19 protein-coding genes are annotated in these 22,709 nt (G+C 59.5%); 4 read left to right on the top strand and 15 right to left on the bottom strand.

The features are described 5' to 3' along the window. Nucleotides 1-100 precede the first annotated feature (100 nt). From ACFSCW_RS06645 to ACFSCW_RS06635, 3 genes are all read left to right on the top strand, one after another. The gene (locus tag ACFSCW_RS06645; RefSeq protein WP_380888071.1) at nt 101-751 is read left to right on the top strand and encodes a TetR/AcrR family transcriptional regulator; all 651 of its coding nucleotides are present in this window, start codon (nt 101-103) and stop codon (nt 749-751) included. Between the two features lie 73 nt (nt 752-824). Then, the gene (locus tag ACFSCW_RS06640; protein WP_465270203.1) at nt 825-3,512 is read left to right on the top strand and encodes a family 78 glycoside hydrolase catalytic domain; all 2,688 of its coding nucleotides are present in this window, start codon (nt 825-827) and stop codon (nt 3,510-3,512) included. A gap of 25 nt (nt 3,513-3,537) precedes the next feature. Next, nucleotides 3,538-4,938, top strand: coding sequence for a family 43 glycosylhydrolase (locus tag ACFSCW_RS06635; protein ID WP_380888069.1), 1,401 nt, complete (start codon nt 3,538-3,540; stop codon nt 4,936-4,938). Between the two features lie 169 nt (nt 4,939-5,107). Here ACFSCW_RS06635 and ACFSCW_RS06630 read toward each other — a convergent pair whose 3' ends face one another. The 13 genes from ACFSCW_RS06630 to ACFSCW_RS06570 form a co-directional block, all read right to left on the bottom strand. Further along, complete coding sequence (locus ACFSCW_RS06630; protein WP_380888068.1) at nt 5,108-6,157, bottom strand: ThuA domain-containing protein; 1,050 nt, start codon at nt 6,155-6,157, stop codon at nt 5,108-5,110. 373 nt (nt 6,158-6,530) lie between these two features. Next, complete coding sequence (locus tag ACFSCW_RS06625; protein ID WP_380888067.1) at nt 6,531-6,674, bottom strand: hypothetical protein; 144 nt, start codon at nt 6,672-6,674, stop codon at nt 6,531-6,533. Continuing rightward, a complete protein-coding gene (locus ACFSCW_RS06620) occupies nt 6,661-7,575 on the bottom strand; it encodes an amidohydrolase family protein (RefSeq protein WP_380888066.1) in 915 nt (304 codons plus the stop codon). Before ACFSCW_RS06620 ends, ACFSCW_RS06625 begins: the two co-directional genes overlap by 14 nt. Nucleotides 7,576-7,690: 115 nt before the next feature. After that, a complete protein-coding gene (locus ACFSCW_RS06615) occupies nt 7,691-8,863 on the bottom strand; it encodes an LLM class flavin-dependent oxidoreductase (protein WP_380890040.1) in 1,173 nt (390 codons plus the stop codon). A gap of 210 nt (nt 8,864-9,073) precedes the next feature. Beyond that, complete coding sequence (locus ACFSCW_RS06610; protein WP_380888065.1) at nt 9,074-10,414, bottom strand: aryl-sulfate sulfotransferase; 1,341 nt, start codon at nt 10,412-10,414, stop codon at nt 9,074-9,076. Between the two features lie 109 nt (nt 10,415-10,523). After that, a complete protein-coding gene (locus ACFSCW_RS06605; protein ID WP_380888064.1) occupies nt 10,524-12,890 on the bottom strand; it encodes a TonB-dependent receptor in 2,367 nt (788 codons plus the stop codon). 255 nt (nt 12,891-13,145) lie between these two features. Next, nucleotides 13,146-14,294, bottom strand: coding sequence for an alpha/beta hydrolase family protein (locus tag ACFSCW_RS06600; RefSeq protein WP_380888063.1), 1,149 nt, complete (start codon nt 14,292-14,294; stop codon nt 13,146-13,148). A 2-nt stretch (nt 14,295-14,296) separates the two neighbouring features. After that, nucleotides 14,297-15,073, bottom strand: coding sequence for a cyclase family protein (locus tag ACFSCW_RS06595; protein ID WP_380888062.1), 777 nt, complete (start codon nt 15,071-15,073; stop codon nt 14,297-14,299). 2 nt (nt 15,074-15,075) lie between these two features. After that, nucleotides 15,076-16,005, bottom strand: coding sequence for a 3,5-dioxohexanoate:acetyl-CoA acetone transferase (gene kce, locus ACFSCW_RS06590; RefSeq protein ID WP_380888061.1), 930 nt, complete (start codon nt 16,003-16,005; stop codon nt 15,076-15,078). Between the two features lie 16 nt (nt 16,006-16,021). Beyond that, entirely contained in the window at nt 16,022-17,161 is a 1,140-nt protein-coding gene (locus tag ACFSCW_RS06585) for an FAD-dependent monooxygenase (protein WP_380888060.1), read from the bottom strand. After that, a complete protein-coding gene (locus ACFSCW_RS06580) occupies nt 17,161-18,144 on the bottom strand; it encodes a VOC family protein (protein ID WP_380888059.1) in 984 nt (327 codons plus the stop codon). The genes ACFSCW_RS06585 and ACFSCW_RS06580 overlap by 1 nt, the downstream gene beginning before the upstream one ends. Nucleotides 18,145-18,332: 188 nt before the next feature. Further along, nucleotides 18,333-19,376: a LysR family transcriptional regulator gene (locus ACFSCW_RS06575; protein WP_380888058.1), complete on the bottom strand. Its 1,044-nt coding sequence runs from the start codon at nt 19,374-19,376 to the stop codon at nt 18,333-18,335. A 102-nt stretch (nt 19,377-19,478) separates the two neighbouring features. Beyond that, the gene (locus ACFSCW_RS06570) at nt 19,479-19,859 is read right to left on the bottom strand and encodes a LysR family transcriptional regulator (RefSeq protein WP_380888057.1); all 381 of its coding nucleotides are present in this window, start codon (nt 19,857-19,859) and stop codon (nt 19,479-19,481) included. A 183-nt stretch (nt 19,860-20,042) separates the two neighbouring features. On the opposite strand from ACFSCW_RS06570, the gene ACFSCW_RS06565 reads away from it, so the two are divergent. Continuing rightward, nucleotides 20,043-20,951 (top strand): LysR family transcriptional regulator, encoded by a 909-nt coding sequence (locus tag ACFSCW_RS06565; protein WP_380888056.1) that lies wholly within the window; start codon nt 20,043-20,045, stop codon nt 20,949-20,951. Nucleotides 20,952-21,009: 58 nt separating this feature from the next. Here the strand turns inward: ACFSCW_RS06565 and ACFSCW_RS06560 are convergent, their stop codons facing one another. Together ACFSCW_RS06560 and ribB are read right to left on the bottom strand one after the other, a co-directional pair. Beyond that, nucleotides 21,010-21,501 (bottom strand): flavin reductase family protein, encoded by a 492-nt coding sequence (locus tag ACFSCW_RS06560; protein ID WP_380888055.1) that lies wholly within the window; start codon nt 21,499-21,501, stop codon nt 21,010-21,012. An 82-nt stretch (nt 21,502-21,583) separates the two neighbouring features. Next, a complete protein-coding gene (ribB, locus tag ACFSCW_RS06555) occupies nt 21,584-22,702 on the bottom strand; it encodes a 3,4-dihydroxy-2-butanone-4-phosphate synthase (protein WP_380888054.1) in 1,119 nt (372 codons plus the stop codon). Between the last annotated feature and the right edge of the window lie 7 nt (nt 22,703-22,709).

Below are 22,709 nucleotides of genomic sequence, written 5' to 3'. Positions count from 1 at the left end.
TCGGTTCGCAGCATCTGTGTCAATAAAAAGGGACTGATCGGTCCGGTTTACGATTGTGTTACGCCGGGGCGATGTTTAGCGTGGAACGATCGGAGAAGATATGAGCCGATCTGCACTGAACCAAAGGATACCTTCCAAACGCGGTCGCCCGAGCCGGGAGGAAGCAAGGCAAATCGACTTTCAAGTGCTCGAAGCCGCCAAGACTTGCTTCCTGGGCAGCGGATTCGATGGCGCCACCATGGAGGCCATCGCCAAATGCGCCGGCGTGCGAAAAATGGCCATTTACCAGCGCCATAAGGATAAGGCTGCACTGTTTCGCGCGGTACTCGAACGTCAGGTTGCGATCTGGGCCGGCGACGCTGACCGGTTAGCTTACAGGCAAGGCAATAGCCTTGCCCAGCGCCTCAATCACCACGCGACGATCATGCTCGACTTCAGTCGAAACCCGGACGTTCGCGCATTCACGCGTTTGGTCGAGGGCGCGTGGGGCGGGTCCGAGGCGATTGCCGAGTCATTCCGCGGCACTCTTTACTCGCAGATGCTCGCGCGGATCGCTGGCGACATTCTGGAGTTCGCTTCACGCGACGGAATTGCTGTGCGTGACTCCGATCGTGCGGCCGCCATGTTCATGGGGCTGCTAATCGGCTCGCAGGTCTACGAACGCATGACGCCGGCAGCTGCTCCCAAAGTGAACACTGCGTATATCAGGGACGCTGTCGCCATGTTTCTTGGAAGCCGTGATTTATGGTGAACGCTAAAGGTCGGCGGTTGTCGTTTGGCTTGCAGCTGGCCCGACCAGAATCGCCACTCACAGGATCCTGACAATGCGACCACCGCCTCCTGAAAGTTTATCCGTGGAAACAATGCGAAGGCCGGGTGCAATCGCCACTGACGCGCCGCGCTTTGGATGGCATTTCCGCGAAGCCCAGCAGGCCTTCGAAATCGAACTTCGCGACGCGGACCGAAAGGAAGTGTTGGCCGGCTCGGGCAAAGTCTTGGCGGCTGATTGCGCCTTTGTATCCCTCCCCGGCCTCCAGCTCGCACCCCGAACAGCATATTCCTGGCGCGTGAGATGCTGGAACGCACTTGGTGAAGCCAGCCAGTGGGCCGAAGCCGAGTTCGAAACTGGCTTCCTCCAAATGGACGAATGGCGCGCGCAATGGATTGAGCCCGTCCAATCACCCGTCGTGCCTGAGATCTCAGTTGATGCGCGCGCCGCGGCGATGGGGGATTATCCGATCGTCCCCCCGGAAGAGCGTTTGCATCCGCCCCAAATGATTCGTCAGTCCTTCCTTGTAGGTCAAGAAATAGGAAGAGCGCGCCTCTACATCACGGCGCATGGACTGTTCGAAATTTTGATAAACGGCCGTGCGATAACAGACGAAATCTTCGCCCCGGGCTACGACGCGCATCCGCACCGTCTTTCGGTGCACACGTACCCGGTCACCGAGTTCCTGCACGTTGGATTAAATGCCATCGGGATCACGCTTGCGGACGGATGGTGGGCGGGACGAACTAGCTTCTCGGGGGATAGCGCCAACTATGGCAATCGTCTCGGCGTAACTTGGCAGATCGAGATTGACGGCGAGGTCGTCGCAACGGGCGATGAAACCGCCGTCGCAGCCCAGGGCCCGACGCGCTACGCGGACATTTTCATTGGCGAAAAACATGACGCGCGGGACGAAATTCCAGGGTGGGCGAGCGCTCACTTCGATGCGAGTGGCTGGACGCCGGTAGAAGTCAAGCCTCGCGACGTAACCGGTCTGGTTCCTTTTATTGGCGAGCCAGTCAGGCGTGTCATGGAATTCGCGCCCGCCGAAGTTCGGCGGACGCCTAATGGCGAACTGTTGATCGATCTTGGGCAGAACATCGCGGGTCGCCTCCGTATCGGCGCGAACGGGCCAGCGGGCACGGAAATTATATTCGAACACAGCGAGACCCTCGATGCTGAGGGCAATTTCATCAAGAACATCATGGGACGAAACAAAGACCAGACTGACATTTGGATATTGGCCGGCGGCGGCGACGAGACCTTCGAACCACGTTTCACCTATCACGGGTTTCGCTATGTCCGGGTGTCTGGCTATCCGGGCAAACTGATTGCTGCCAATGTAACGGCGGTGGTCATTGCGTCAGATCTCGACTCATCCGGGTCGTTCGAAGTCGACCATTGGGGGATCCACCGGCTTCATCAGAACGTCGTCTGGAGCCAGCGCTCAAATTTCCTTTCGATTCCAACGGATTGTCCGCAACGCGAGCGCGCAGGATGGACCGGCGACATCCAGTTGTTCGCGCCCGCCGCCACCAACAACATGCTTGTGCATCAGTTTCTCTCACGCTGGCTGGAAAATGTCCGAGCAGCACAGGCACCTGACGGCCGAATACCGCTTATCGTTCCCGACACGCCATCGTTCGCCAGGATGATGCCGTTCGCGAGCCAGGCTGCGGCCGGGTGGAGCGACGCGATCGCGATCGTGCCGCTTGTCCTCTTTGATCGCTACGGCGACCTTCGGCCCGTTGCTGACAACTATGCTGCGATGACCGCATGGTTGGGCCATGCGCGCAGGCTGGCCATGGACGGCATTCCAGAGCGTTATCTCGGCGAGCCAGAAGACAGCCCAGCTCGCGAGCGTCAAAGACATCTATGGAATACCGGCTTCCAGTTCGGCGACTGGCTCGCGCCAAGCACGGTTTCAGCCGACCCGATGTCGATGTGGAATGCGGCGCGACTAACTGGCGGGATCGTAGGTTCAATATTCTACTACCGAACGACCGAGGCGGTGCGGAGGGCGGCTGGACTGCTCGGCGACGTCGCGGCGGAGGCCGAACTCGGCCAGCGAGCCGCGGCTATCCGACAAGCCTTTTCGAGCGAATTTATCGGACCGGAAGGTCGATTGGACACCGCTCTCCAGGGACCATTGGTGCTTGCATTAGCGTTCGGCCTGATTCCCGAAGGCTCCCGCGCGGCATGTTCGGCGCAGCTCGTGGAGCTCGTCGAGGCGGCAGACTTCCATCTCGACACGGGCTTCCTGTCCTTGCCGTTCCTGCTTGACGTTCTGGTTGAGATCGGCCGGAAAGACTTGGCTTACAGAATTCTCCTCCAAGACACCGCGCCCTCGTGGCTCTACGAAATCGCCAAGGGCGCCACGACGATCTGGGAAGACTGGCGGATGATTGGCGCGGATGGTTCGCCCCGCCCGCTGTCGTTCAATCATTATGCCTTCGGTGCAGTCGACGACTGGCTATACCGGCATGTCGCCGGCATCCAGTCAGTCGAGCCCGGCTACAAGAGAGTCGTCCTCGCTCCGGATCCCGACAGCCCGTTCGGACATGTGCGCGCGCGCCTGGAGACACCGATCGGCCCGATAGCAGTCGCGCTCGACCGAGATGCGGACGCGCTTAGCGGAACTGTTGAAATCCCGGCCAATATGCGCGCGGATCTGCGGCTCGCGGACGGCCGGCTGCAGCCGCTCGCCGCGGGGAAGACGTCGTTCAGCCTGGCGGTCGAATAAACCGACATCATAAGGAACCACGGAAATGGACCGGCGAACCAACCTGAAGTGGATGGCAGCTGCTGTGGCTGCTGGGTGCGTGAAAGAGTCCTTGGCAAGGAACCCTCAAGTCGCCGTTCCGGTCAAAGGAAATCCGATCGTGCCATCTCGGGGACTCTGCGATCCTCAAGCACGGGTCTACGATGGCAGAGTGTATCTATACGCGACCCACGACGCATCGCCGGCAAGCCGCGGCTTCATGATGAACGACTGGTGGGTCTGGCGCAGCCAGAACCTCGTCGACTGGGAGCAGGTCAGCACGCTCAAGCCGGAACAGACCTATTGGGGTAAGCCCAGCGACCAGTGCTGGGCGACCGATGCGGCCCGACGGGACGGCAAATATTTCTTCTATTTCTCGCGCGGTCCGAACGAAATCGGCGTGGTTTCCAGCGATCGTCCGGACGGGCCATGGCACGACCCCCTCGGCAAGCCGCTGATTGCTAAAGGATCGGTGGCGACCGAAGCCCGCGATCCGGGAATCCTGCAGGAAGCCGACGGGACGAGCTACATCGTCTTCGGGACCTGGAAATACTTCATCGCAAAACTGAATCCCGACATGGTCTCGCTCGCCGAAGAGCCCCGGCTGATCGAAATACGCAATCCCCAAGGCCCGTACGGACGAGGAAGGACTGACGACAAGCCGTTCCTGCACCGCCGCGGAGACAAATACTATCTGTCGTGGGGGTGCTTTTACGGCATCTCCGACTCTCCTTACGGGCCCTACGATTGCAAAGGCTCGATCATCAGCCGGGAAACCGTCGATCCCGAGTTCCGGACAATACCGGCTCCGACCGACATTCCAGCGCCATTCCGTCCAGCCGATATGACAACCGCCGACCGCCACGGCTCGTTCTTTGAGCTTCACGGTCAATGGTATTTCATCTGCAACGACTTCTCCCAGCCGGGCACGAGCTCGTACTTTCGCAACTCGGTCATCTCCTACGTCCGCTATCGACGCAACGGCGAGATCGTTCCCTTGCGACTGACGAGGACTGGGGTCGGCCAGTACGATGCTTTGAAGGGAATCGATGCCGCCGACTTCTTTGCAATCTCGAAGGGGGAAATCGTCGAACAGAGCGATGGCCAGTTTGGGGTGGGCGGGCTTCGCGACGGAAGCTGGATTCTGTACCCGAAGGTGCGAAATCTTCGCCCAGCGCCTCGGCTCATATTGCGCGCCGGCGCGGCCGACCGAGGCGCAACGGTTGAAATACGGCGAGCCGGCCCAAAGGGCGCTCTATTGGCCAAGGCGGGGCTCCCTGCAATGCCGGAAGGTGAAATCAGCGTGACGCTGCGAACAAATCGAGTGACTGAGGATCTTTGCCTTGTCGTGCGCGGGACGCCAGAGAAGGTGATTCTGCGCTCGCTAAGCTTTTCAGAATTGACCTAAATTCAGGACGGTCGCATCGGCCGCACATCAGCTCGTGTTGGACCGACCTCTATGGCCGGTCCCCCGACCGTCGCAGGCGCCTGCTCTTACGAAACAACTGGACGCGAAGGGCTGCCGGGCACATCGGAGAAGGCTCAAAGCTCCTGATGACGAGCCTGCTCTCATGCGATCATTGATGCTTGCATGCGCCACGATCCGCGGCCCAGGGGACCGCCGCTTCCAGCAAGGCAACATAATTGGGCTGCGCATAGGTCTCGGGACGATGACCGATCGCGGAGTAGAACATGCGCCCGCGACCGATGCAGTTTGTCCACGCGATCGGATGATCGCCCTTCATCGATAGATCGACACCGGGAGGCCCGGCAAGTTTATAGCTGCCTTCATCCAGAGTCAGCAGCACGTCGGCGCCGGCTGAGCGGGGATTGGTCTTGAACGAGTACCATTCATCGTTCATGATCCAGTTTGATGGAAGCTTGCCTGCAAGCGGATGGGCCTTGTTGGTGACGATCTTCGCATCCTGAAACTGCGGCGCCATCGGGTGGCCGGCAAAGCGGGCGCCCAGCAACCGATCTGCATACCAATCCCAGAAATAGACCGGGTCGCCGGCACTGCCGTGCACCGCGACATACCCCCCCCCACCCTCGATCCAGCGCTGGAAAGTGCGCCGTTGAGCCAGCGTGAGGACGTCGCCAGAGACGTTGTTCCAGATGACGACATCGAACCGCTTCAGCGTGGCCGGATTGAAGGCGCCGCCCTTGTCGGTCACGATCAGCGCCCAGCCGTTGCGCCTGGCCATCGCTTGAAATGCCGCATGCGCCGCCTCGACCGAAGGAACGTCCTTGAACCCGTTGATCTTCTCGAACACCAACACGCGCGGACGACCCGCCGGCATCGTCCAGTTCGGCACGTCGTTGTCGTATCGGGCGCATCGCTTGACCCTGTCAGCCGGTATGACCGGAATCGCGCGCAGCTTCGCGTCAATAGCGCTTAGGTCCAGGCCGGGGGCCAAAAATCCCTGTGCCTGTCGCACCGTCAGGATCGCGGCAAAAGTCGGCGGCGAGGTTCCGAGGAAGCCTGGCGGCGCCTTGGCAAATTTGCCGGGAGCTTCGCCGTCGAGCACCGCCTTTGCTTCGGGCTTGAGCAAGATGTCGATCATCGGCGAGTCTACCGAGTAGGGCGCATCGCGCAGCGGACAGTCGTCCACCGGCGCCGCGAGCACCGCGCCGGGGAGTAGCATCGCGGTCAGTGCGCACAGAATGGCTGCTGTCCTCATTGATAGTCTCCGGAGCCGGAAAAGCGGTCGCAACCCCGGCGATCAATAGGTTGAGGCTAAGTTTGACTGCGCGCACGCACGCTTTCTTCCCAGTGCGCCTATACCTGTAGAGTCCCGGGCACTCAAGCAATCGGCTTTCTGGTCGCTGTTGTCCTCAGGTGGCCATTTCTCCACTTCATCGCCCCGAGGATATCGCCGACATGACGGTGGCGATCAGTCGCGACCAACACGCTCACAACGTTACGCGGTCGCCCTGCATCGCGTCTAACATCCCGACTTCACTGGTGATCGCAAAATCGGCGGAATGGTGCGCAACATCCTAATCTGCGCCCGGCAGGGCGGAGGAATTACTGTCGCTCTTTTCCGCACCGTTGTGATCAAGCATCAGGCTCTGCTCGACGACCTGGCAATACTTGATGGACGGCTTGATCTCCGTTGGGCGCGCCGTTTCATGGATCGACATGGCAGAGCACGCTGTGCGCGTTTCGATTCAAAATTGCCTCCGCGTCGCTCACCCCAAATTGATCCAGCACAAGGGCTACGCTAGACGCCATGTCCCCATACGGAGCATCGGTCCCAAACAATATATGCGAGGTTCCGCAAAGGTCGCATGTGCGCGAAAGCTTGCCCGGATCCTTCCCCACGCTTGTGTCGTAAAAAAAGTCTGCCAATCCCGCGCGGACATCGATGCCACCGAGATCGCTGCCGTGACGGCGCGCTGCTTCGACAATGCTGTCGGCGACATATGGTATCATCCCGCCAGCGGTCGCTAGGATAAACTTTACATTGGGATAGCGTCGCGAGACACCGCTCAGCACCAGCCTCGCGCTCGCAAGAGCGATTTCCATCGGACTAGACAGGCAAAGCGTCAGCCCATAGTCGGTCGCGCCTGGCATGCCAGAGCGCACCTGACCGGGATGAATGAAAACTGCCGCCCTTCGCCGATCAAGTTCAGCCCAAATTGGGTCGAACTGCGGGTCATCCAGCGGGATCGCCGCTGCTGAGCAGCCTAGTCCTATTCCCAGAAATCGGGCATCGTCCAAGCAGTATTCGATTTCAGCCAGCGCGGCGTCGACGTGAGGGAGTGGAATGCTTCCCCAACCCGAGAATCGGCCCCGATAACGAACGCCCAGTTCCCGGTAGATATCGTTGGTGAATCGCGCGAAATCGCGCGATTTAGCGAGATTGGGAAAGTTCGGTTGCACATAGGGCCAGAGGAGCTGCAGGTCGATCCCAGCGGCATCCATCGCGTCGACGCGGGTGTTCAAATCGGGGGGATGGACCGGCACCCAGCCGCTCCAATGGTGCGCGCCCGCCTCTGCCAGTCTGGGTGGATTGAAGTGAGAATGGACGTCGATACGCATGGTCTTGCCTCATTGTCCGCCACGCCCGTTCTGCCCGTCCATCCGACAGGGACGACGGGCCAGGTTGCGCCCGAGCGCGCTACTCCCCGGCCGCGAAAGTCACGGGCCATTGGGGCTATCGGAACGATGGCAGGCGCCGGGCAGCCTGGATCCGGTCTAGATACGGCGTGGGAACCTTGGGTGCGGTCCGATGCTCTTCACGAATATGCTCGGGCAATGGTCCCGGAAGCGTTTCCGATCCCATTGTTGGCATCACCTCCTTTGCGAACAGCTCCAGGTTCCGCATGATCTCAGGTGGATCAAGCGGCCCGAACAGGAATCGGACATTCAAGTGTTCGACTCCCGCTGCACGGTACTTCTCCAATTCCTTGACCACAGTCTCGACGCTACCCACGAGCACCTCGCACTGGACCCAGTCCGCTGGTCCGAATGCGCCAGTGCCGATTGTGTCAAGATTGCCCGTCGTTTTCGTGTCTTCCCACATCGCGCGCATCGATCGCGTGTCGGGCTCGACGTCAGGGACATCTTCCCGGCCAGTTCTGGAACCATAGGAAAACAGAAAGTCCATTGCGGGTCGCAGACGCTGCTCGGCCAGCGCCCAGGCCTTCTCGTCGGTCTCGGCGACCAGCACCGTTTTCGTCACACTCGACATCTTGAGACACTCGGCCGATCTGGCCTCACTGTGATCAGCGGCGAGTAGGGCGTCTCGATAGACCTTCATCTTATGGGCGCTCTCCTCGAGGCGGTAGCGCCCCAAATAGACAGGCCAGCCCCGCTTGGCCGCCGCGATGATGTTATGATCAGAGTTGGTGCCGATCGCCATGAGCGGGTGCGGATTGCGGTAGGATGTCGGCATGATCCGAGTTGGCAGCCAACCCCTGTCCTGGGGCGTTTCGAATTCGAGCGGGGGATCGCTGGGCTCATGAGCCCAGGCCTTTAAGACGACGTCCAGCTTCTGATTGAAGACGTCCAGATTGCCAGAACCCGCCGGCATCCCAAAATTCTTGAGCAGCTGAGGCTGCGATCCTGCCGACGTTCCGAGAAGGCAGCGCCCCCGCGTCATGATGTCGACAATGTTGCAATACTCCGCGAACCGAAACGGATGATAATCAAGCAACGGAATAACTGTCGTCCCGAGATAGGAACGTTCCATATGACCGGCCAAAGCGGCTATCATCGTGAACGGGCTACAGTAAGGCTCGTAATTGTTGAAATGCTGATCGCCAAATGTGACGACTGCAAAGCCGGCGTGGTCGCAGAAGAGCGCTACCTCCAAGCAAAAATCCATGATCTGAAGATCGTCGACCGGCCCCCTTCCGGCAGGAGCGTTAAAGCATGAGAATCGCATCAGCCTTGTCCTTTGCGAGATATTGTTATTGGTATTTCGCAAAGTCTAAGTTTTTCGGCTCTTACATGCTAATGGATATTTTTCATTCGCTTGACGTTTCGTATGTCGATTTCAATAATAGCAACATCTAAGCGACTCGCTGCCACAACGTTACTGTGACGGCACCCATGCGGGTGGCACCGCCATCGCGCGATAGATCAGGTTCGCCTTGGCCGCAGGATGACCTGGAGCAGGTGGCTGCGGCGCCGCACCCTCATAGGGTGAGATGTATTCCCACACGATTCGCCCTTCGCGCGTGACCTGAAAAATCCGGCCGTTAATCCCTTCGTCGATGAGAGTGTTGCCGTTCGGCAAGCGTTGCGCGCTGCTGATGAAGGGACTGAAGAAAGTGGGATCTGGCCGACCGCTCATGCCCGCCTTGTATTCCCACACGATCGTCTTTTTCGAAGGATCGATCTCGATGATCCGCGAACCGCTGATCACCGCGCGCTGGACTGAAGGGTAGCCTGCATCCCCCTGGTTATCGAAGATCAGGATATTGCCCGCGCCCGGCATTCCCTCTGGGATCATGTGCGGGTCGTGCTGGCCGCTCGTCTGATCGACCGGCCTGGGAAGAGCCTGCGGCCCACCATGCCCCAATCCCGCAGGGCTACCCGCCACTGGGCCAATCCGCCAAACGATGTGCCCGGACCGGCGGTCCACAATCGCGACTACATTGGCGTTGCGCGAGCTGATGATGATATTATCGGCGGCAAAGCGACGATCGCCTGCTTTTTCCCAGTGATTTGCCCCTAAAGCCGACATCGCATTCACATGAAGATAATCGGCGCCGACGCTCGAATAGATTAGCTTCAGTTGTTCCGGTGTGAACCCAAACTCATCGAGATGGTCAGTCGCATTCCACTGCCAGACAACCGCGCCTTGGCGATCAACTTCATAGATAACATCGTCCACGATCCTGCCGCGCGTGAAGCGCTTGTCTTCGCGTGTCGAATTGGAAAGGATCAGAAAGTTGCCATTCGGCAGCTTGGACCAGTCATGGTGTTGAAGCGCAGCACCGACATCGCGCGGGCCGCTCCATTGCCACACCACCTTGCCATTCCAATCGACCAGACCAAACGTCTTGTTGACCTTGCCCGGCCGCCGTCCGGGCACGAGGTCGATGCCTTCTACACGAGGCATCTGGCTATGGTCGACATCCTCAATAGCGAAGCCGACAATACCCTTGCGACCACCTACGAGGGCTGGGTCGACCATGGCGGCCGGTACGCCCGCCATGGCCCAGGTCTTTATTACCTTGCCGCTTGGATCGAGGAGGTAAGTCTTGTCGTCTGCCCCGCTGAAGATGACGTCGCACGGATAAGCCGCGATTTTGTCGTTTATAGTCACCCCGGTTGGATAGACTGTGGGCATACTCAAGCCCGGTGCAGGGGCAAGAAGGCTCCCGACCATGATCGCGAGCCGGGCGCTGCGCGAAGCGTTTCCTGTCATCGATCGGGGTTCCTTCCAGTTACAACGTACACCAGGAGCGAAGTGCCGCGATTTCCGATCGCGTCATCGTCAAGGCGACGCGGCTATGCATAATCGCCGATCGACTTCCCTAGAACTTGGCATTCAGCTGAATGCCGGCCACTCGCTGGGAATTCTGGTCGAGCGTGTGCCAGACGCCGCCGCGGTAGAAGGCGGACGTGGAAAAGAGGCTCGTCGGATAGATCTTGTTGCCGATGTTTCGGGCAAACGCATAGACCGAATATTTGTCGCTCAACTCCACCCCGACGCGTCCGCCGAAGATCGTTGCCGACGGCACGGTGTAGATCGGGTCGGCTGAAAGATACATGGATTCCTTGGCTCGCACTGTGGCGTCTCCGCCGAAAACGAGCGTGGCGCTGTCGGACAACGGCAGCCTTTGTTCAAACGAAGCCGTGAACTTGAACTTCGGGGCGAAATTGAGCTGTCGCCCTTGTAGATTGCTGCCATCCGCGCCCAGGAAATTGGCGGGATATTTGGCATCGTTGTAGATCGCCGAAAGGTTGACAGTCATGCCTTGCCAAAGTGCTCCAAAGACGTCCGCTTCGAGCCCTTTCGATACGACATGGGGCACATTGACTTGAGCACAGGCGAGGACGCCGGTCTTCGGGTCGGGAATGCAGCTTTGGCTCTGAAAATCGCTGATCCGCATATAGTAAGCATTGACGTTCACGGCCAGCCGACCGTCGAAGGCGGTATTCTTGATGCCGACCTCGTAACTTGTCGGCCGCTCAGGCGAGACACGAACAAGTTTCGTTGGAATCTGGTCGTTGATTTGTGGCGCCTTGTAGCCCGTCGAAACCGTTGCGTAGACCATCGTGTCCCGGTTGAAATCGTGCTGCAACGCGCCTCTGAACGTGACGCCCTTCCCTGGCACGCTGAGCGTGGTGAATGTAGGCGTAACGACGGTGATGTCGGGGCTGATCGTCTCGCGGACCTGGCTGTGCGTGTAGCGCACCCCTGCATTGAGTCTGGTCGAGGAGTCAAAGTTGTATGTACCGTTGGCGAACACCGCATAGTCGGTGGACTCACTATCAATGAAGCGCTCGCTAGTGTTGAGCAGACAATCTCCAGACGCATTCACCGGCCGCTTCAGGAATCCGGTGCACACAGCTGGCGGGACAACCGCCGCAAGTTCGGATGGCTGGTGAAAGTTAAAGGTCTGGCGCTGGAAATACCCCCCTATCGTCCACTGAAACTCCGACGATTCCTTCGAGGCGAGTCGAACTTCTTGGGAAAAAATACTCTCGCGCGTGTCCAGCGGGCGGTCGGGGCGGACGCCGGGGTGAAGGTACGCCAGCGGCGAGCAGCCAAAAGGGTTCCCCTGCCCGCAGGAAACTCCGAGCGTTTGGCGCATGATAGGCGCCGCTATACTTGGAATGTCGCTGAACATGGTCCGGCGACTCTTGCGATAGGAAGTGACGGAGGTCAGCGTGACACCGTCGATGGCCAGATCGAACTGCCCGGAGACGCCGCCGATCTTGGCAACCGAGAAACGGTCATAGTCGCTGCAGTTTTCGGTGTTGTCGGGGGAGGCCTCGATTCCGCAGCGCGCAAGCGCGGCCTCGAGCGGCCCCCCGGGCGGGACGAAACGATAGATGAAATTTCCGTCGTTGCGGATGCTGTTGCGGGTGTAGTCGCCAATCAGATTGAAAGTGAGATCATCGGTAACTTCCCACAAGAACCGCCCGCGAACCCCGGCAACGGTGTTGAGGCTGTCCAGACTGTTATACACATCGCGCGAAATTCCATCATTTCGGATATATTGAGCCGCAATGCGGAGCGCCGATGTGTCGCTCATGGGCAGATTGACGGAACCGTTCAACACGTAGCGCCCGTATTCAGACCCGAGGGCGCGAGGAGCGATCTCCCCAAAAATCTTGGCCGTGACCGCGCCGGGGTCGGGACGCAGCGTCGAGATATTGAGCACGCCTGCCGAGACTGACGAACCGAACAACGTACCTTGCGGACCCTTGAGGACTTCGACGTGATCGATATCCAACAGCGTTGCGATCGGAACGTTGCCCTGGACAACTCCGTCTACCACCACGGCGACCGAGGATGTGGACGTTCCCGCTCCCAGGCTCTGGGTTCCGATGCCGCGGACAAAGCCGCCGCCACCGGGCGACAGCAGAGCCGTCGTAAATTCGAGCGAAGCGCTGGTGCGACTGAGATCCTGAACCGATGTCAGGCCTTGGCGCGCCACCTGATCCCCCGTCACGACCGTAATCGAGATCGGCACCGACTGGACACTCTCCGGTCGCTTCTGAGCCGTCACGACAATATCGGCAACGTTTCGTTCGGTCGCGTCCTCGTCAGCATTGCCGCTGCCCTGAAATGTGGATGAGGCGGGCGCAAGCTTTGCCTGATCCGTCGCCTGGGCCAGCGCGGGAGCCGAAGAAACTGCCGCAGCAGCGAGCAAAGCGCACCGAAGGGTCATTGAACCTCTCCAAATCGGGTGCAAGGTTTGAACCTCGCGCCTTGTTTTTGATAATAGTCACTTCATTACTATTACGAATAGTTGCGAGCCGGTCTCGATCTGGTGATGATTCAGCTTGCAGTAACAATGCATATTTAAATTATAGGATGCTTGGTATCATTTCTCCGATTTGACCAATGCAATATTTTCATGGGCTGTCCGATATGGTATTAATCTTGGTTAGATACACGTTTTGAAGACGTTTTAGTCTTTATATCAGTGTATCTCCGAGAATCTCGCTGATACCCAATCCGCGATATAACTACGCACAGGTTCCATGTTGTCGGCGCTCACATGCTCGACACCACCCTCACGATCAGTAAAAATCGTAAGTTCACGACATGGACTATTGATCGCCTCACTGTAGCTCTGATGTGCGTATTCGAGCGGGATCTGGCGGTCATTTGCACCATGAGTCACCAGATAGGGGACCGTCATGTTGTGCATGTGCCCCGCAAGCGTGACACGCGATACGTAGTTGATGAACTCGTCGAGGGTCGGCTGGCCCCAGACCCATTGGACATGGTCCCAATAATGCGGAACTGGGCGGTCGCCCTCTCTGGCGAGCCTGCGATGCTGCAGTTCACCCCAATTGTGGTTGGCGCCCCAGGCAACGCAGAGCTTGAATCGCTTTTCATAACAGGCGGCTCGTGGCGCGTAGTAGCCCCCAAGCGACCAGCCGATTATCCCGAGCCGCGCATGATCCACATCCGCTCGGGTCTCCAGATAATCGGCCGCGGCACCGGCCCAGCGCTCGCTATCATAGATCGCCGGAAGCCCTTTGAGGCGAAGTGCTTCCCCCACGCCTGGCTGATCTACCATGAGCACGGAAATCCCGCGCACGGCGAAAGTGTCGCGCACGGCCAGATAGATCATCTCCTTGACGCTATCGAGCCCGTTGCAGAACACGAGGCACGGTCGCGGATCATCACCTACACCGCGCACAAACAGGCCGGGGAAGCTGGTGCCTTCATAATCGATATCGACGCGTTCGCAGTTGAGTCCCCCGGTCGCCACCGTGCGATCCATCGTCTCGAGCATCCTACGATACATGGTCCAGCGAGGCTCATAGTTGCGGCTCTGCATTCGCTCCGCGGTCATGTAATAGGCCGTCGCGCGCGCGTATTTCTCAGACGCGCTGAGAAAATTGCCGGCAGCCTCCGCTACCTGGCCGAGTTCGGCCACGCGGTCGGCCATCGCACCCCAGCTGTCGAAAAACGCTTCGGTGCCCTTGTCCTCGCCTTCGGAAGCAATCGAGCGGACCGCGTCATTGGCACGATCCATTTCGCCGATCGCACCACCCATGCAGATGGCGAGGTTGACCGACAGGTTCCAGACATAATTGCCGGGGAACGGCTCGAACATCTTTAATCCTCGAATATGGCGACGGCGCGCGTCCAGCCGGCGGACGCTGCGCGAATTTTCATTGGAAAACAGGCGATGGTGAACCCGGTCGGCGGCAGGGCTTCCAGGTTGTGGAGTTTTTCGAGGTGGCAGTACCCGATGTCCCGGCCCGCTTTGTGACCTTCCCAGATGAGCGAAGCATCGCCGGTCTCTAAGTATCTCCCGCGGGTATGGACAAAGGGAGCGTCCCAGCTCCAGCCATCGGTCCCGGTCAGCCGCACCCCCTGCTCAAGGAGGCACATCGTTGCCTCGTATCCCATGCCGCATCCGGCGGTGACATAGTCGTCGTACCCGTAGCGCTTGCCAGCCGAAGTGTTCACGATGACAATCTCGAGCGGAGCCAGTGTGTGACCGATCCGCGCGAGCTCGGCACCAACGTCGTCCGCAGTGACCACGTAACCGTCCTCAAAGCCTGTGAAGTCGAGCTTGACACCAGGCTGGAAGCACCAGTCGAGTGGAACCTCGTCGATCGTGATCGCGCGTTCCCCTTTGTTCATCGTGGAGGCGTAGTGATACGGCGCGTCGAGGTGGGTTCCATTGTGGGTTATGAGTTCGACGCGTTCGATCGCCCAGGCCTCACCATCGGGAAGGTCACCCGGACTCAGTCCGGGAAAGAAACCCGCCAACTCCGGGACTGACATCTTGTGATCGATGTAGTCGATCTTGGGCCGGAAGACCGGTGGGTCTGAAACGACATCATTTTCGAGAAAGATCGACAGATCGACAATGCGCCGTGCCATGTTCAGAACTCCACCCTGTCGCCGCCCTTTAGCGCGAGCATCTCGCGCGCCTCAGCGGGGGAAGCAGGCTCGAGGCCCATCTCGGCGAGAATGCGGACGATCTTCTCGACCTGCTCGGCATTGGACACGGCGAGCTTGCCGCGCTCAATAAACAGGCTGTCCTCCAGTCCAACACGAACATTGCCGCCGAGCAGCGCCGCCTGGGTGAGGAAGGGCATTTGATGGCGGCCGGCGGCGAGCACCGACCAGCGATAGGCGTCCTCGCCGAACAAGCGATCGGCGGTGCGCTTCATGAAGGTCAAATTGTCGAGATCCGGTCCTATTCCGCCAAGAATGCCGAAGATCATCTGAATAAAGAATGGCGGCTTCACCAAGCCACGATCGACGAAATAGGCCAAGTTGTAGAGGTGGCCAACATCGTAGCACTCATGCTCAAAGCGCGTACCCACGTCCGACAGTGTTTCGAGAATGGTCCTGATGTCTCTGAAGGTGTTGCGAAATATATAGTCATCGGAGTTGACGACGTAATCTCGCTCCCAGCCATGCTTCCAGGTCTCGATACGCTTGGCGGCAGGGAAGAAGGCAAAGTTCAACGACCCCATATTCAGCGAGCACATTTCGGGCCGGAACTTGCGGGCGGCTGCCAGACGGTCAGCCACCGTCATCGTCGCTGAGCCCCCCGTCGTGATATTGACCACAGCGTCCGTCGCCTGCCGGATTGTCGGGAGAAATCGCGCATAGACCTCCGGGTCGCCGGTCGGCTGGCCGTCCTCTGGAACGCGGGCATGCAGATGCAGGATGGCCGCTCCTGCGTTCGCTGCGGCGATGGACTGGTCTGCAATCTCTTGCGGTGTGACTGGCAACGCGTCCGACATTGTCGGCGTGTGGGCCGAGCCTGTTATGGCGCAGCTGATGATGACCTTGTTTTTCATTGGTCCTCCCGCTGCTTCAATAGGGTTCCATCAGGGCGAGGGTCGCTTCATGGAGTAGCTCGCCTGGTCGCGCCGCCGGATTATGAATCCCCGCCCATTGCTCGAGCTCCCAGGTCAGGATCTGTTGCGAGCTTTCGACCACGTAGCGCGTGCGATCGAAGCGTCGCCGCATGAACTCCTCAAGCGCTGCATCTAGCGACCGGTCGTCGCCCAGCAACTCGCCGAGAAGCACCGCGTCTTCGATCGCCATGGCCGCGCCCTGCGCCAGGTGCGGCGTGGATGCATGCGCCGCGTCGCCAATGATTATCGTGCGCCCCGTCATCCAGGGCGCAGGCAGCAGGACACTTTCGATTGGCTTAAGGATCACGCCAGACGGCTCGGTGATTTGCCCGGCAAGCTCGGCGACGAACCCTTCATAGTATCCGAGGCGCGCGCGCATCAGCGCAGCTAGTTCCGACTGGGGATAGCGGGCGCCCTCCGGTTCAGCTGTAACCAGGAAGAGATACATAAGGTCCGTGGAGAGCGGCACGAGACCGACTTTGCTGTCAGGTCCGAAATAGAGTTCGCCCCATTCGACGCGAGACGGCCGAGCAAGATTGTAACGCCAGACGCATTGGCCGCTGTAACGAGGCCGCACGATGTCGCCGAACAAACGGCGGCGGGTATCCGAGTAGACGCCGTCGCTCCCGACAACGAAATCATAATCCGCAGTCCGCCCGTCCGAGAAACGAACCAGGACATGATCTCCGCGGTCGTTGAGCGTGGCGACACTCGTCCCAAGTTGAATCCGGGTGCCAGCATCGCGAGCTCCTTCCGTCAGAATCTGGTGGAGGAGTGGGCGCGTAATACCATTGATCGGCGGCATTCCGGGGGCCGCAGAGTCGGTAGCTGGCGCGTCAAACAGAAAGTTTCCGGCGGCATTGTGGATTCGCCATCCCGGGAAAGCGGCGCCGAGTTCGATGCACTTGTGCGCGAGACCTACCTTGTCGAGCGCGCGCAAAGTGTTGTTCGGCTGAATGATGCCGACTCCGTAGACGGAGAGATCAGGCTTGATCTCCACAAGATCGACGGCAATCCCCTGCTGGCGCAGCGCGATGGCGACGGTCAGCCCGCCGATGCCGCCACCAATGACAAGGGCGTTGGACACAACGCTCATCAATGATGGCCCTTGGCTGGTTCAATGCCGGTGATGTAGTGGAAATCCCAAGCTGGCGGCTCCCGCAGGAACGGCGGCAAGTTGTGAACAAAATGGGAGTAGGCGAACAGCGGCGTTGTCCACGCGCGCGGCACCCAGCTGTCGTCGACATAGTCCGCGTCCGCACCATATTCGGCCTCCCCGCCCGCTGGGCATGGGAGATAGTAAAACAGCGCTGAATCGATGCGATGGCGCCCGAGCCCTTGGGCCGATGCCTCCCAGCCCTGACGGACCATGTGGTTGGCGCCGATCATGATCTCGTCGATGTCTTCAAGAGCGAAGTTGGCGTGGTGAAACCGATGGCGACCGTCCATACCGGGAAATGGTGCAGAGGCGTTGAGAAGCAGCAGATTGTGATGATTGTTGGTCCCGTCGGCGCGCAGATACATTCCGAACCCGCGTTGATCGTCGGACAAGCGGAAGCCGAGCCGGTCGCGCATGAAAGCGTAGCCATTCTCGAAATCGGGGATCGCGAAGACGACATGGGCGATGCCTTTGGGATGAGCCCTTAGACGCCATTTCCGATGCTGGTTGAGTCTTCGGACATGCCCAGGCGCGTTGACCTGATCAGGCGCGCAGACGACTGTCTTACGGGTGAATAGGGTAAGCCCCATCGCAATCCCAAAGTCAGTCAGAAAGCGAATAACGCCGTCGGGACTGCGGACGATTCCGCGATCGCGTCCAATATCAGCAGCGAGAGCGTCCAGCGAAGCCTGCGTGTCGACGCCCCAGACAACCTCGCGGACGCCGTCACCGACAAGTGACGACGCAGGCAGCTCTGGGTCATCGCGGTGCCGGATCACCACTTCGGACCCCTCCGGCAGATCGAACCTGCGAACTTCGCCGCCGCCCAACGGGCGCAGCCCGAAGTCCTCGAAGAATCGCGCGGATGTCGCGACGTCTCCGACGCTATAGACCAAGGAGCGAATCCCTGTGATGGCCATCTCAGATAACTCCGTGGATTGGGCGATGGAGCTTTCCGTGCATGTTGGCGTGGAAGCGCCCGGCGCGAACAATCCCCTGGCGCCTGCGCGACGTCAGCCGGTGCGTCGAATAACCCGAGGGGAATGGGGTGCAGGCGTCGCAATTGTGCGGACGCGTCGGCGCTTGCCGGCTGGTCAACTTCCACTCCTCAACCATTTTCGTGTTGTCTTGTCTCGGCCCTCATGCGCCGTTTCTTGAAAGCCGAAAAATCACATCCGCGGTTAGGTACTACAAGCGCACCTTGTGGTTGGCGGGAGCCCGTTTCGCGTTCGCAATCAACGCAGGACTTGACTAACGCGTCGCGCAGGTATCGATGAACCGGGCTGCCCTCGTTCCGCGCGTGCCACAGAATGTTCTCTCGAAGTGGGGGGATCGGAAGCGGGCATTCGGCGAGTTTCAGACCAAGAATTGGCGCCAGGATCCCCGCCAGCCGGCGCTGCGCGGTTGCGATGAGCGACGTCCCCGGAAGCATGAAGATGAGGCTCGAGAAGTTCGGCGCCGTCGCTGCGACGTTTATTTCGAGCCCGGACTTCATCCAGGCCTGCTCAACGACGGTGGCTATGCCTTTCCCGAACCGCACCGAATTATGCGGAAGCCTGCGGTACAGCTCTAGGCTGATGTCGTCATTGGCGTTCAGATGACCATTATCTAGAACACAGACAAAGTCGTCGTGAAAGGCCTCCTCCACGCGAATGTCCCGGGTGGGACGGTAATTGGCGTATAGGCGCCAGCCATGCGCCGTCAGGCAGAAGTCGAGATCGCCCTTTTCGAGTCGGGCAAAGCTGTCTTGCGTCAATGCTTCGACATGGCAGCCGATTCCAGGCGCTTCAGTGGCCAGCCGTCGCAACAAACCTGGCAAGACCACGAAAGTCGCGTAATCCGACATGGCGATCGAGAATGTCGATCGCGCTGTCGCGGGATCGAAGCTGGGTTGCGCGTTGAGCGCCGCCTGCGCGGCAAGCAGGGCGTCGCGAACTGGCAGAACAAGCGAGTGCGCGCGTGGACTGAGTTCGTAGTTCCGGCCAATCCGAACGAGAAGTTCGTCCTCAAAATGCTCCCGCAAACGGTGAAGTGCGCCACTCATCGCCTGCTGCGACACGAACAGCTGGTCAGCTGCCCGGGTGACGTTGCGGTGCTCAAGCAAGGCGTCAAGCGAACGCAATAAATTGAGATCGAAGCGGCTAAGCTGCATCCTATCGCTCTCCGTCGCGCTGAGGCAGGCTAACCAGATGTCCCGGGCTCACCGGCAGAGCATCTGCGTGACGCATCCCTTTTGAACGCGGAGCCGGCTCGGTCATGCGGCGATGCGCTCCTCCGTCCCACCGCTCGATCCGGAACAAACGCTCGCCATCTCTCGCCTGGGCAGCGCCACCACGCCAGGATGGAACGCCGAATGCGATCGTGCGAATTCGTCTCGCAGCCTAAGCGTCGCCTTTGCGGTTCCAAGGATTTCGCGAATTCGGGGCTGCAAGTCGCGGGCGAGGGGCGTTAGTTCTTTCTGCTTTGGACGAAAGACAAATAGCTCGTCGCCGAAATATTCCCGCATCTGGCGCAACGCCACGCTCAAGGCCGACTGGGTAATGAACAGAGTTCCCGCCGCTTCGGTCAGCGTCTTGGACTCCGCCAGCGCCTCGAAGGCGACAAAGAGGTTGAGATTGAAACGGTCGAGGTTCATCCAAAACCCTTTCGCGTACCATCGCCACTTTCCGGGCGGTCGTCTTGGCAGCCGAGCCTGCCATTGAAAGGCACTATCCGCCTGTGCTCGTCGTGATTCAAATCACTAGACGTTGGCAGTTACATTTTTTAAAATGATACAATGCGTGTTGCGAGTGTCCGTCTGGCCGAACTTGACCTCAACTTGCTCGTCGCATTGGACGCGGTTTTCAGCGAACGGCACGTCAGCAGGGCGGCGGCCCGCCTCAATCTTACGCAATCGGCGGTCAGCAACGCGCTGACGCGTTTGCGCCGACATTTTAACGACCCCATTGTGACGAGGGTGGGTGGCGAGATGACGCCGACCGCGCTTGGTCTAGTATTGCGGTCGGAGTTAACCGATCTGCTTGCGAGACTGCGTGAGTTCGCGATGCGCGGCGCAGCGTTCGATCCCGCCCTGTCGGACCGGGAATTCCGCGTGATCGCCGCGGATTTCGTATCCTATGTCCTCATGCCGCCACTAATACAGCGGCTGAAGGCCGAAGCGCCCGGAACGAAGATCCGGCTGATGCCCTACTCGCCGATTGCGCTGGATCAATTAAGCAAGGCCGAGGCCGACCTCTGTATCAGCCTCAAGCAGGACCTCGGAGGCACCCTTCCCGAGGAAAAGCTCTACGACGAGGCGTTGACCTGTATCGCCGGCACCAAGAGCAGCTTTCGGGGCGAGAGGTTGACGGCGCACCAATACAGTTCGGCCCGGCACGCCGCTTTCATCGTTGGCGAAGGCCATATCAACTTCCTGCGAAGCATCGACATGCCGCGCGAAGTGATGGTCTGGTTGCCCAGCATAGGAGCCTTGCTTGAGGTAGTCGCCGAAACTGACTGCGTCGCGACAATTAGTACCCATATCGCTCACCGCTTTCGCGAGCGCTTCAAGCTCCGCATCTTCGCGCCGCCCTTTGATGTGTCGCTGATGCCGGTTATCATGCAGCATCACGGGCGTACTGCCAGCGATCTTGGTCTGGCATGGCTTAGAAGACTATTTATCGAAGTTGCGTCTGAACTGGGCCCGCCAATCCTTGCCGAGACGAGACCCGATAGCGGCTTCTCCTGAATGACCGGCCTGCGTTGCGTAATGGCGATCGCGTGCCGACGCTTCGCGCATCACTGGCTTATGCGATCGCCAGGTGGGGAGCGAATGTCCCGAAGCCGCCGCGCAGAAATACCAGCGGATCGACTGAATTCCTGACTTCCAGATCCGTCACACGGCCAATGGCGATTCTGTGGTCTCCCGCCTCGTGACAGGCCTCAAGATCGCAATCGATCCAGGCAACGCTGCCTTCAATCCGCGGCGAGCCATTGGCCGACAGGTGATGTGAAACACCGGTGAACTTGTCCGGCCCCGCTGCCGCCAGCTGCTTGCACAAGAGCCGTTGATCGTCGGCAAGTATATTCACGCAGTATCTGCCCACTGCCTCGATGCGAGGCCAGGTAGTTGACCGCCTTCCGGGAAAGAAGGCGACCAGAGGCGGATCGAGCGATGCTGAAGTGAAAGATCCCACGACCAATGCTGCCGCCGCGCCGTCCTCGTCGATTGCGGTCACGACGCAGACACCCGTGGGATAGTGCCCCAGAACGCGGCGGAAGCTCGCTTCGTCAATCATGCCAGTCTTCCTTGCATTGGCTGCGCGCCCGAAGCTTTGGATCGTCCGCAGAAAAGATCGCGTGCAGGAAACCTCATCATCGTCAGAGACGACGCTCTTCGACGATGTTCAGGCCGTAACCATCAAGCGCGACAAGCGTCCGATGCGAGTTCGTGAGCAGGACCATTTCGTGGATGCCCAACTCGGCAAGGATTTGGGCGCCGATCCCGTAATCGCGAAGCGCCTCCATCTCGGGCACAGCTATTTCGGCACGGCTCCGGACAATCTCGGAAAGCTGCATGCCGCGATTCAACACGACGACGACACCGCTGCCTTCGTTTGCGATCGCCTGCATGGCCGAGGCAAGCAAGGCCTTGCGCGCGCCGATCTCGCCCAGCGTGTCGGCGAATATATTCAGTGCGTGCATCCGGACGAGGGTCGGGCGGGAGAGATCGAGCTTGCCCTTCACGAGAACAAGAGTTTCGGCGCCCACGGCCTTGTTACGATAGGTAATCGCTTGCCAGTCCCCACCCCAGCGACTTTCAAAGCTGGCGGTGGTGACTTTCTCGACGTTGTGATCATGGCGGCGTCGGAAGGCGATGAGATCGCGGATGGTTCCAATCTTGAGGCCGTGCAGCTGCGCGAACGCGACGAGATCATCCATGCGCGCCATCGTACCGTCATCCTTCATGATCTCGCAGATGACGCCCGAAGGATTGAGACCGGCAAGCCGCGACACATCGACAGCTGCTTCCGTGTGACCGGCCCTGACAAGTACGCCCCCGGGGCGTGCGATCAGCGGGAAGACGTGGCCCGGGGTGACGATTTCCTCAGGACCTTTCGATGCGTCGATCGCCACTGCGACCGTGTGCGCTCGATCGGCAGCCGAAATCCCCGTAGTCACCCCTGTTCGCGCTTCGATGGAGACCGTGAATGCGGTCTCGTGTCGTGTCTCATTGCGGGTGCTCATTAACGTGAGTCCGAGTTGATCGACTCGCGGCTTAGACAAGGCGAGGCAGATCAATCTTTTTCTGTGCCGTGCCATGAATGTGATCGCGGCCGGTGTCACCATCTGGGCAGGGATCACAAGATCGCCTTCATTCTCTCGATCTTCGTCATCGACCAGAATGAACATGCGTCCGTTGCGGGCTTCGTCTACAATCTCCTCGGTGGTGGCGAGGATGGGATGCGATCGAGATACGGACAGAGTTTGCTCAGTCATAATTGGG

Origin of the sequence: Sphingomonas tabacisoli (assembly GCF_042678385.1) — a bacterium.
In the GTDB taxonomy this organism is placed as follows: domain Bacteria; phylum Pseudomonadota; class Alphaproteobacteria; order Sphingomonadales; family Sphingomonadaceae; genus Sphingomonas_B; species Sphingomonas_B tabacisoli.
This window is presented reverse-complemented; position numbering and strand designations above follow the sequence as displayed.

Bases quoted from the DNA above. Each gene is read 5' to 3' on its own strand.
- ACFSCW_RS06635 (WP_380888069.1), top strand. From the start codon at position 3,538: ATGGACCGGCGAACCAACCTGAAGTGGATGGCAGCTGCTGTGGCTGCT.
- ACFSCW_RS06615 (WP_380890040.1), bottom strand. From the start codon at position 8,863: ATGGATTTTTGCTTGGAGGTAGCGCTCTTCTGCGACCACGCCGGCTTT.
- ACFSCW_RS06570 (WP_380888057.1), bottom strand. From the start codon at position 19,859: ATGAACCTCGACCGTTTCAATCTCAACCTCTTTGTCGCCTTCGAGGCG.
- ribB (WP_380888054.1), bottom strand. From the start codon at position 22,702: ATGACTGAGCAAACTCTGTCCGTATCTCGATCGCATCCCATCCTCGCC.
- ACFSCW_RS06645 (WP_380888071.1), top strand. From the start codon at position 101: ATGAGCCGATCTGCACTGAACCAAAGGATACCTTCCAAACGCGGTCGC.
- ACFSCW_RS06595 (WP_380888062.1), bottom strand. From the start codon at position 15,073: ATGGCACGGCGCATTGTCGATCTGTCGATCTTTCTCGAAAATGATGTC.
- ACFSCW_RS06640 (WP_465270203.1), top strand. From the start codon at position 825: ATGCGACCACCGCCTCCTGAAAGTTTATCCGTGGAAACAATGCGAAGG.
- ACFSCW_RS06610 (WP_380888065.1), bottom strand. From the start codon at position 10,414: ATGACAGGAAACGCTTCGCGCAGCGCCCGGCTCGCGATCATGGTCGGG.
- ACFSCW_RS06605 (WP_380888064.1), bottom strand. From the start codon at position 12,890: ATGACCCTTCGGTGCGCTTTGCTCGCTGCTGCGGCAGTTTCTTCGGCT.
- ACFSCW_RS06600 (WP_380888063.1), bottom strand. From the start codon at position 14,294: ATGTTCGAGCCGTTCCCCGGCAATTATGTCTGGAACCTGTCGGTCAAC.
- ACFSCW_RS06585 (WP_380888060.1), bottom strand. From the start codon at position 17,161: ATGAGCGTTGTGTCCAACGCCCTTGTCATTGGTGGCGGCATCGGCGGG.
- ACFSCW_RS06575 (WP_380888058.1), bottom strand. From the start codon at position 19,376: ATGCAGCTTAGCCGCTTCGATCTCAATTTATTGCGTTCGCTTGACGCC.
- ACFSCW_RS06620 (WP_380888066.1), bottom strand. From the start codon at position 7,575: ATGCGTATCGACGTCCATTCTCACTTCAATCCACCCAGACTGGCAGAG.
- ACFSCW_RS06560 (WP_380888055.1), bottom strand. From the start codon at position 21,501: ATGATTGACGAAGCGAGCTTCCGCCGCGTTCTGGGGCACTATCCCACG.
- ACFSCW_RS06580 (WP_380888059.1), bottom strand. From the start codon at position 18,144: ATGGCCATCACAGGGATTCGCTCCTTGGTCTATAGCGTCGGAGACGTC.
- ACFSCW_RS06625 (WP_380888067.1), bottom strand. From the start codon at position 6,674: ATGTCGATCCATGAAACGGCGCGCCCAACGGAGATCAAGCCGTCCATC.
- kce (WP_380888061.1), bottom strand. From the start codon at position 16,005: ATGAAAAACAAGGTCATCATCAGCTGCGCCATAACAGGCTCGGCCCAC.